This is a genomic window from Streptomyces bambusae, from assembly GCF_019400985.1.
GTDB lineage: Bacteria > Actinomycetota > Actinomycetes > Streptomycetales > Streptomycetaceae > Streptomyces > Streptomyces bambusae_A.
Genome location: NZ_WTFF01000035.1, coordinates 23,569 through 33,354, shown reverse-complemented (window position 1 = coordinate 33,354; position 9,786 = coordinate 23,569). Strand labels below are relative to the sequence as shown.

General features: G+C 70.6%; 5 protein-coding genes and 2 pseudogenes. 3 read left to right on the top strand and 4 right to left on the bottom strand.

The features are described from left to right. Positions 1 to 397: pseudogene (locus tag GPJ59_RS08165) on the bottom strand (DEAD/DEAH box helicase); the annotation flags it as partial. Positions 398 to 494: 97 nt separating this feature from the next. Here GPJ59_RS08165 and GPJ59_RS08160 point away from each other — a divergent pair. Together GPJ59_RS08160 and GPJ59_RS08155 are read left to right on the top strand one after the other, a co-directional pair. Continuing rightward, positions 495 to 1,430: a hypothetical protein gene (locus GPJ59_RS08160; RefSeq protein ID WP_219665787.1), complete on the top strand. Its 936-nt coding sequence runs from the start codon at positions 495 to 497 to the stop codon at positions 1,428 to 1,430. A 155-nt stretch (positions 1,431 to 1,585) separates the two neighbouring features. Then, positions 1,586 to 2,692: a LuxR family transcriptional regulator gene (locus GPJ59_RS08155; RefSeq protein WP_258024045.1), complete on the top strand. Its 1,107-nt coding sequence runs from the start codon at positions 1,586 to 1,588 to the stop codon at positions 2,690 to 2,692. Between the two features lie 152 nt (positions 2,693 to 2,844). Here GPJ59_RS08155 and GPJ59_RS08150 read toward each other — a convergent pair. The 3 genes and pseudogenes from GPJ59_RS08150 to GPJ59_RS08140 form a co-directional block, all read right to left on the bottom strand. Beyond that, a pseudogene (locus GPJ59_RS08150) lies at positions 2,845 to 3,237 on the bottom strand (hypothetical protein); the annotation flags it as partial. A gap of 73 nt (positions 3,238 to 3,310) precedes the next feature. After that, positions 3,311 to 4,213, bottom strand: a complete 903-nt coding sequence (locus GPJ59_RS08145) for a DUF3626 domain-containing protein (protein ID WP_219665786.1) — start codon at positions 4,211 to 4,213, stop codon at positions 3,311 to 3,313. Positions 4,214 to 4,528: 315 nt separating this feature from the next. Then, a complete protein-coding gene (locus tag GPJ59_RS08140) occupies positions 4,529 to 5,263 on the bottom strand; it encodes a dienelactone hydrolase family protein (protein ID WP_219665785.1) in 735 nt (244 codons plus the stop codon). A gap of 2,266 nt (positions 5,264 to 7,529) precedes the next feature. Here GPJ59_RS08140 and GPJ59_RS08135 point away from each other — a divergent pair. Then, positions 7,530 to 9,566 (top strand): prolyl oligopeptidase family serine peptidase, encoded by a 2,037-nt coding sequence (locus tag GPJ59_RS08135; protein ID WP_219665784.1) that lies wholly within the window; start codon positions 7,530 to 7,532, stop codon positions 9,564 to 9,566. The last annotated feature ends 220 nt before the right edge of the window (positions 9,567 to 9,786 follow it).

Genomic DNA, 9,786 nt, shown 5'->3' with positions numbered 1-9,786 from the left:
GTCCACCCAGCGTCCCCTGTGGGGGGGTGGCCGGGTGTGCGCATGCGGCCGCCGGGCCCCCCGCTGTGGCCGGGGCGGCGGCCGCGGCCTTGCGGGTCCGGGTCCGGCGCGGCTTCGTCGGAGCCTCCTCGGCCTCGGCCGGAGCCGCCGGGGTGGACGCCTCCGGCGCAACCGCCTCGGCGGTCTTACGGGTCCGGGTGCGGCGCGGCTTGGCCGGAGCCTCGGCCTCGGCCGGGGCGGCGGGGGCCTCGTCGGTGACCGGGGTGACCGGGGTGACCGGGGCGGCCTCGGCGGTCTTGCGGGTCCGGGTGCGGCGCGGCTTCGCCGGAGCCTCCTCGGACACGGACACGGCCACCGCTTCGGCGGCCGGAGCCGCCTCGGCCGGAGCCTCGGCCACAGCCGCGGCCTCGACCGCGGCGGGCACCGCCTGCGCAACCGGTACCTGGAACTACGTCGACCACACCGGGGTCACCCGCGTGTCGGCCAACGCGCGCGTGGCAGTGTACGACGACGATGCGCGCGGCTCCGACGACCTGCTGGCCAGCGGCACCACCGGCGCGGACGGCGGCTTCCGGCTGTGCTTCGACAATGCCGACGAGGAGGGCGGCGGTCAGGACGTCTACGTGCAGTTCGCCACCGAGAACCAGAACTGGGTGATACGCAACGGCAAGTCCCGCCAGCCGTATCGTTTCGCCACTGCGACCCGAGCGAACGTACCCACCGGCTCGTCGGTCGAATTCGGTGCCTTCCAGCCCGCCGATGCCGCCCTGATGCGCGGGGTCGAGGCCTTCGACACGGTCAACACCGGCTGGAACTGGAAGCCGGGGACCTGCTGGGACGCCCGCGACACCACCTGCCGGCGCGGTCTGGTCAACTGGGCACCCGACTCCACCGACGGCACGTACTACTCCACCCAGGGCAACGCCGTCCACCTGGCCGCCGAGGACCCGGACGCTCCCGTGCTCGTCCTGCACGAGTTCGGCCACGCGATGATGGACGACGTGTACGAGGACGCCTTCCCGTCGTCCCCCAACTGCAGCCCGCACTACATCACGAAGACCAGCTCGGCCGGCTGCGCCTGGACGGAGGGGTTCGCGACCTGGTTCGGCGTCGCCGCCCTCGGCGACCCCACCTTCCGCTGGCCCGGCGGCCGTACCCAGGATCTGGAGGGACCGACGTGGGGCACCGCGAACTGGGACGACGGCGACAAGGTCGAGGGCCGGGTCCTCGGTTCGATGATCGACCTCTACGACGCCTCGAACGAGCCGGGTGACGACTGTACCGAGGACTCGGCCGGGCCGCTGTGGAACACCTTCCTCGACCACGTCTCCGGTACGTTCACGCAGTTCTGGAGCCAGCGCGCGGCAGACGGGTACGACGTGGGCGCGGGCCCGCTGTCCTGCCTGTACCACAACACGATCGACTATTGACGCACCCTTCGCGGCGGCGTCGTCGTCCGTACGCCGCCCGGACGAAACGGGTGCGACGACGTCACGGCGCCCGCCGCGCACACGGCCGCACCATCCCGACCGGGGCTCCGGCCGGGGTGGTGCGCCGGCCGTGTCGCGTTGATACCTTGCCGCCCATGGCGACGGCGGAGATCGACGAGGCCAGGGTGGCGGCGGGGGCCGGTGAAGCACAGGTGGCAACGGGGACCGGCGAGGACGAACCTGAGAGACTCGGGGCCGCCCTGCGGCGGCTGGGCGTCGGCAGTGCGGCAGCCCTGCTCTACGGAGCGATGCTGGAGGCGGCTCCCGTACGCCTGCCGGACCTCGGCGCGGCCACGGGTCTGACCGGAGCCGAACTGTCCGCCGCGTACGCCGAACTCGCCGAGGCGGGGTTGGTCAGCACCTCCGTCGACGGCAGCGAGGCAGTGGCGCCACTGCCACCCGCCGCCGGACTGCGGCTCCTCGGCCGGCGCCGCGCCGCCGAACTCGACGCCTCCCGCATCACCGTCGCCGGGGCCTTCGAGGCCTTCCGTCGCCGGCGGCCCGCCGCCTCCACCGGGGACCACAGCAACGGCCTCGTCGAAGTCGTGACCGGCGAGGACATCGGTCCGCGGCTGCGCCAGGCCTGGGCCAGTGCCTGCGAGCAGATCCGCCAGTTCGACTCGCCACCGTACTTCCCGATCCCCACGGCCACCGACGAGTCCCTGGCCACGCTGGCCCGGGGAGTGATACAGCGCGTGGTGTACTCGCGGGACTCGCTGGAGCACCCGGGCAACCTGACCCACAGCATCGAGCCGTGCATCGCCGCCGGCGAGCAGGCCAGGGTGGTGTCCGTGGTCCCCGTGAAGCTCATCATCATCGACGACGCCTGCGCCCTGGTCTCCCTCTCGATCCACGAGGTAGACGATCACCATACGCTCCTGGTCGTCCAGCCGTGCGGACTGTTCTCGGCGCTGACGGCGCTGTTCGAGCAGACGTGGCAGACGGCACTGCCCCTGCACGGCTCAAGGCTGCCCCTCATACGGCCCCCGCACGACCGCGCCGGAGCGGCCCGGCCGCCGTCGGCCGCCGACCGTCGCCTCCTGGCGCTCCTCACGGGCGGGGTGTCCGACGAGGCCGTCGCCCGGGAGCTCGGCATCAGCCGCCGCACGCTGTTCCGGCGGGTGGAGATCCTCATGGCCAGGCTGGGCGCCGCCACCCGCTTCCAGCTGGCCCTCCAGGCCCAGCGCCGCGGCTGGCTCTAGGCGCCGGCCTACGGGCCGTCGGCCGCGGCGGCACACCTCGGTGCAGAGCATGCGTGGCTGACGGTTCCTTGTTTCAGGCTTCGTCTGCGGGGCCGGCGCTTCTTCCAGAGACGGCCGGCGGGCTGCCGCACCACCGTCCGCTCCACGGTTCAACGGTGACGACCGAGACGCTGGGAGGACTCGATGCCCCGGCGTGCGATGCGCGGCGTGATGTTCCGCGAGTGGCGCCATTTCCGCAGGTGGTCGTAGTCGTAGCCCTTGTCTCCGTGCAGCTTGGCGGGACGGCGGCGACGCGGCCCACGGCGAGAGCGGATGAGTCGATCGCGCACCTCGACCAGCCCGGCTCCCCGCGGGCGCCGAGCTCGTCCAGCACCAGACGGTGGAGCTTCGCCCATACCCGAGCCGCGGTCTACTCGGAGAACCGGCGGTGGACTGTCTGCCACGAGGCCCGAAGACCGGCGGCAGCTGCCGCCAGGTGCACCCTGAAGTGGCGACGAAGATGATCGCGGCGAGCACCGCGCGATCATCGACCCGCCTGCGGCCACCGCCTTGCGGCCTCGTGGGGATCGACGGTCTCACAGCCCGGAACAACTTTCGCAGCCCTCCGGCACCAGCCCCTCAACGAAGGCCGTCGAGTACAGCCCGCTCTATCAGTGCCGGAGTCGCCGGCCCGTCAGTGGCCTTCCAAGGCGCCCCGAATCGCGCCAGGTAGTGCCACACCTTCTTGACCGCCTGGGGGTCATGAAGACTGACCTGTGCGGCAAATCCGATGATCCGAGGATCGAGCACGCCGTCGACGGCGATCTGCCTGCCCAAGTCGACGTATTCCTGTCCGCGGTAGCCGGGGTGACACAGGAGTTCTTCAACCCTGAGCCGGAAGCCGGGGTGCCACTCCACCGGGCAGCCAAGACGCAGAGCCGCGGCCTCGACCGCCGTGCCTCGGTAGCAGGGATCCAGGACCAGCGCCTCAACATCGCAGTGCAGCCGGACCGGCCCGTGCACTTGAGCCTCGATGTAGTCGTCAAGCTCGTCCTGACGATCGGCGAGGGCAAGCCGGATGAGCCCCATGCGGTCCGCGACACCGAAATCCGAAGGCTCAAGGAAGCTGTCCGGGTAGCAGAACGTGGTCCGCGCCAGTGTCTCGGCAGCCAGCCGGAAGTGGGCCGAGCCGAACCGCGGCGCCCCGCCGACCGGCTTGCGACGGAAGTTCAACGCCCCGTAGACGGGCCGCTCATGAGCAGATGCTTCATCGTACGCCCCGTCGAAGATCCGGCTCTCCCAGCGCCACCGGTCGCCGCCTGGATGCGCGGTCAGTCCGCCGTTGCTGGTCCCCGTGACGAACTGCGAGCGGTAGACGCCGTCGTCGGCCATGGCGTCCAGGATCGGCCTGCCGTGCAGCAGACGGTCCGGGTGGAAGTTGAGGGTCACCCGCAGCGCCGGGTCCATCGGAGGGCCCGACGCCAGTTCCGCGACATGCCGAAGGGCCCGTTCCTGCGATGTCTGAGAGGCTGCGGAGCTCATCGGGACAGTGTTCCCCAACGTGGTCACTCGATGCACGTCAATTGTCCACCGCCAGCCCGTTCCGGTGTCACGGAGCGTTGATCGCCAATCGAGACGACCTCTTATGCCCCGTGAGAGTGGTCGCGGGCGGGTGGTCCCGCGCCGGCCTGCTGGTCCCGCTCGGCGGGGACGTGGAGTTCCCCGACGTCCACCGGATCAGGTGGCAGGGCGGGGTGACCACGGTCGCTCTGTGCTCCGCCCTCCCTGTTGCATCAGCGTGTTGGAGCTGATGCAACAGGGCTGGTTCGATACCGGGTCAGCGTACGGACCGCAGCCTCAGCGGCGCATCAGGGCGCGGTCCAGGAGGGGGAGCAGGTGGTCCCAGTGGCGCTCAATCCCGGAGGCGCTGAAGGCGTCGGTGTCGGACATGGTGAAGCCGTGGACGGTACCGGGGTAGATCTCGGAGGTGTGACGGACGCCTGCGGCATCCAGCGCCTGGTTGAGCTCACCGAGGGCCTCGGGTGTCATGTCGCCTTCCGCATGGCCGAGGTGGACTTGTGCGGTGAGCTTGGAGAAGAGGTCGGGCCCGTCGGCGCCCACGGGGCCGTGGAACGCGGCGACGGCGGCCACCCGGCCCGGGTGAGCCGCGGCGGCGCGCATCGCCAGGAGGCCCCCGATGCAGTACCCGGTCACCGCGACCGGGCCGGCGTCGACCTCGGGCCGGGTGGTGAGGAACTCGAGGTAGGCGTCGGCGTCACTCAGGGCACGCTCGGCTGTGTGCGCCTGGATCAGGGGCATCAGCTGGGCCATGACCTGGGTGCGGACCTCTTCTCCGATGTGCTCGGGAAGTTCGATCACCGGTGCCGGGCCGTGCCGGTAGAAGAGGTTGGGGACGAGTACGTAGTACCCGTGCCCGGCCAGTTCGCGGGCCAACGCCCGCAGTACGGGTCGGATGCCGAAGCCGTCCGAGTACATCAGCACCCCTGGGTGCTGCTCGCCGTCGTCGGGAAAGGTGGCGAACGCGTCGGCCTGACCGTCCTCGGTGGGAATCTGCAGCGTGTTGGCGGGCAAGGATCCTCCTGTCGTGGTTGATGTGGCGAACCTGTGATCAACACGACGGAGGCGGAGCTCGCGCAGCAGCGCAAGATCCTCGATCGATCAGCGGGCCCAGATCCTCCCGCACGGTGCTCAGCGGAGCACCGGGTCACCGATCCGTGTGTGGCGCGATGCCGTCCCGGTAGTCATCCCCGCAACGTAGACCACGGAACGAGGCCGACGCCAGCACTCCCGGCCCGCAGCGCCCCTCGAAGCACTCACTCACCTCAACACGCGGGGCTTGACAGGGAATCCGCCCAGGACGTCGCCCTGCTCCCGATCGTCTGCCCTTCGGTGGACCGGCAGACCGTGCACTCCACCCACGCGGGACGGCGCTCCCCGCTCGCCACCGTCGGCCGGGTCGTCGCGCGCCAGGACCGGACGCCGCTGGCGGAGGCGGGGTGTATCGCGCAGGTCGTCGGCCGGCTGCGGTGGGGAACTGGCGCAGCCGGCATTCCGACTTCCCGGGGCCCGGTGCGTGGTACGGGCGTGCAGGGCGCGCGGCCGTGAGCCCATGGCACGGAGGCCGGTCCACTGGGGCGGGCGACGTGCATCTGGCCGTATGCGCACGGTGCCGCGCCGCATCGAACTGCTTCACTGCAAGCAGCGCGGACCCACCGAGGCCCAGCCGTCGGCGAATCCCTTCCTGTAGGAACCTCCATCTGGGCGCCCAATGGGCCTCGGGGCCTTGGGGCAGCTACCGGTCGCCTCGTTGGCTGCCTTCCGACCGGCTGCGAATCCCTTGAGGTAGCCGTCGTCGTCCTCCACGCGGGCAGGCCGGCCTTCAGGCAGTTTGCCGGGTGCGCAGCGCGTGCGGAACGTCTCTTGGAACTCAGCGTATCCAAGACGCCACCCCTCCTGCCTTCCTTGCTCATGTGGACTGGGGTTCACGGGCACCAGGGGAGGCAGGGTCGGGCGACACCGCATGGCATCAATGCGGCCCTGTTTCCTTCCCGTGGCGAATCCGATTGCGCACCCCTGTTCGTAGGGGCCGCGCGCACTGTCCTGGTTGCGCAGGTCCGGGCAGGTACGGCTGGGAGCGGCGGACGCGGAGGTTGCCGCGAGGGAGACACCTGGGGCGGCCAGCACGGCGGTGATCACGAGGGGAACGAGACGTCGGGGCCGGGTGAATGCCATGAGAGGAGTCCTTCCGGGGGTCACAGGGCCGGGCCGCGGATGAGGCGCGCGGGCAGGCCGGGTTCGGGTGTTGTCCGCGCCTCCATTGCGCCCCGATCAGCACTCCTGGGTCACGGCACGGAAGGTCGGGGCTTGACAGGGTGCGGTAAAGCCGCCCCACCAAGCTCGATGCCTACCGCCTCCGCCCCACGCCTCGGCGCTCACCGGCCTCGCCGCACCTCACGACTGACGCAGCGGCCCGGCTCAAGGCGCGCAGTTGCCCGAGGCTGGGCCTGGGAGAACGGCACCCGGCTGGTGCAGGTATGGGCCGGTGTGAATCCGTGACTCCCACTCCACCTGTGACCCGATGTACGCACTGGCGGGCTCGGTCCTGGCCCGCCGTGGACCGACGGCGCCGGCGCCCAGGGGCGCTGGCCGGGGCATGTGCGCTGCGTTGACAATGCCTGCGGCGCGTGCGACAAACAGCTCACACCCATGAGGTCGTACAGCGACCCTGCCACCGGAGTCCGCGCTACGGGGACGTGCCGCCCAGGCCGACAGCCCCGCCGCGACCATCCCTGCACCACGACTCAACCCCCTCCCACCACGATCGGACCCGGACTCGATGCTCACTCCTGCCCCACGTGTGCCCGGACGGACCTGGACGGTCCGGCTGACCGGCCACGCCGACCACACCGCCACCGTCACCTGCACCGTCGAAGCCTGCCGCATGCCACCGAGGTCGAAGGACACTGCGGCCCTGAAGCGGTTCGCTGCGGGGCACGCCCACGCGCACGCGCGGCTGGCTACAGCCCGCCCTCACACCGCATGCGCCTGCGGGGCCAGACAGTGCGCCCTCCACGACGACCGCGTCCATTGCTCCGGCACCACACTGCTGGTACTGGTGCACAACCCCACAGTAGGGCAGGTCTGGACCCTGGCTGAGGTGTGCCAAGCCTGTGCGCCGCTCATCCCGCACATGTCCGTCATCGGCCGCACCCAGCACCGAGCCGCGGTGGATGACGGTGTTCCGGCGACCACCACGGGGCGGCCGCCCCTGGCGCCGGTGCCAGGCGGGTTCTCCTCGCCGCAAGCCATCGCATGGTAGGAGGGACAATCTCTGGCTGTGATCGATGACGACCCTTATGCATGGTTGGAAGACGTCGAGGGCGAGGCCGCTCTCGCGTGGGTGAGGGAACGGAACGCCGAGACGAACGTGGCACTGGCGGACGGTGCCGCCTTCGGCGAGCTGACCACACGCCTGCGTGAAGTGCTGGACAGCCCCGAACGCATCCCTTGCATCACGCGCCGCGGTGCCTTCCTCTACAACTTCTGGCAGGACGCCCGACACGTGCGTGGTGTGTGGCGGCGTACGACGCTGGAGCAGTACCGCAAGGACGTCCCCGAGTGGGAGACCGTCCTCGACGTGGACGCACTGGCCGCCGGGGAGGGCGAGCCATGGGTGTGGTCCGGCGCCGTGGTGCGCGATCCCGACCACGACCGGGCGCTGGTGCGGCTCTCCCGTGACGGGTCGGACGCGGTCGTGGTCCGTGAGTTCGACCTGGTGAGCTGCGCCTTCGTGGAGGGCGGGTTCGTGGTGGGGGAGGCGAAGACCCGGATCGGGTGGGCGGATGCCGACACCGTGCTGATCGGGACCGACACCGGGCCAGGCTCGCTGACGGACGCCGGCTACCCGAGAACGGTCCGCCGATGGCGCCGCCGCATCCCACTCCTGGACACCGAGATCGTCTTCGAGGCGGAGGACGGTGATGTGTCCGCGTTCGGCTGGCACGACGCCACACCCGGGTTCGAACGGACCTTCGTCGGCCGCTCGCTGGACTTCTTCCGCAGCGAGCAGTACCTCCTGACCGACGACGGCCGACGGGTGAGGATCGATGTCCCTGATGACGCCCACGCCTATGCCCACCGTGAGCATCTGATCGTCTCCTTGAAGACCGGCTGGTTGGGCCATGCAGCCGGCTCGCTGCTGGCGTTCGGCTTCGAGGCCTTCCTGGCCGGTGACCGCACCCCGCAGGTCCTGTTCACCCCGGACGAGCGGAGCGCGTTGGCCGGTCAAACCTGGACCCGCCACCATCTGCTGCTGGAGACGATGCGTGACGTCAGCACGGTGATGGAGGTGCTCACCCCGGACCCGGACGGCGGCGCATGGTCTCGCAAGCCGCTCGCTGACGTGCCCCCGCTGTCGGCGGTCACCGTCGTCGGCACCGACCCGAACGCGTCCGACGAGTACTTCCTGGACGTCTCCGGCTTCCTGCAGCCCTCGACCCTCTCCTACGGTCACATCGGCGGTGACAGCGAGATCCTCAAACAGGCCCCGGCCCGCTTCGATGCCCGCGGCCTGGAAGTGGAGCAGCACTTCGCGACATCGGCGGACGGCACCCGGGTGCCGTATTTCGTGATCGGACCCGATCACACCCGGACCGGCCCGGGCCCGGCCGTTCTCTACGGGTACGGCGGATTCCAGCTCTGCGAAACCCCCTACTACGGTGCGGTGACCGGCCGGGCCTGGCTCGAGCACGGCGGCACCCACGTGATCGCGAACATCCGCGGCGGCGGCGAGTACGGGCCCGCCTGGCACGAGGCCGCCCGCGGCGCCGGCCGTGTTCGGGCGTTCGAGGACTTCGCTGCCGTAGCCGAGGATCTCCATGCCCGCGGCATCACCACACCGGCCCTGCTCGGGGCACACGGCGCCAGCAACGGCGGCCTTCTCATGGGCGCGATGCTCACCCGCTACCCCCACCTGTTCGCAGCGATCGCCGCGGAAGCACCCTTGCTGGACATGCTCCGCTTCCACACCCTCCTGGCTGGCGCCTCCTGGACGGCCGAGTACGGCAACCCCGACAACGAAGCCGACCGCTCCCACCTTCAGGCCATCTCCCCCTACCACCAGCTGGCCGCCGACCGCACCTCCCCCCCCCTGCTGCTGATGACCTCCACCCGCGACGACCGCGTCCACCCCGCCCACGCCCGCAAGACGGCTGCCCGCCTACGCGACCTCGGCCATCCGGTATGGCTGTGGGAGAACACCGGGGGCGGCCACTCCGGCGCCGGCGACAACCAACAAGCCGCCCACAACGACGCACTGCTGTACACCTTCTTCCGACAGCACCTGGCAACCTCGCCTCACCACGGCACCGGCTGACGCGGGGCGCCCGAGACCGGGCTCTGTATGAGGCAGTACGACAACGGTGCGGGGAGGGTTGCAGCGTGGTCGGTTTCCGTAATGGCGGGTGAGACGGCGGTTACCGAGCCGCCCGGGCTCGAAAAAGGAGTTGGACGGGCGACCGCAGGTTGTTAGCGTGCGGAGCACCGTGACAGGACGCGAGGAGGTGACACCCATGAACGCTGTATCGAGGTGGGTG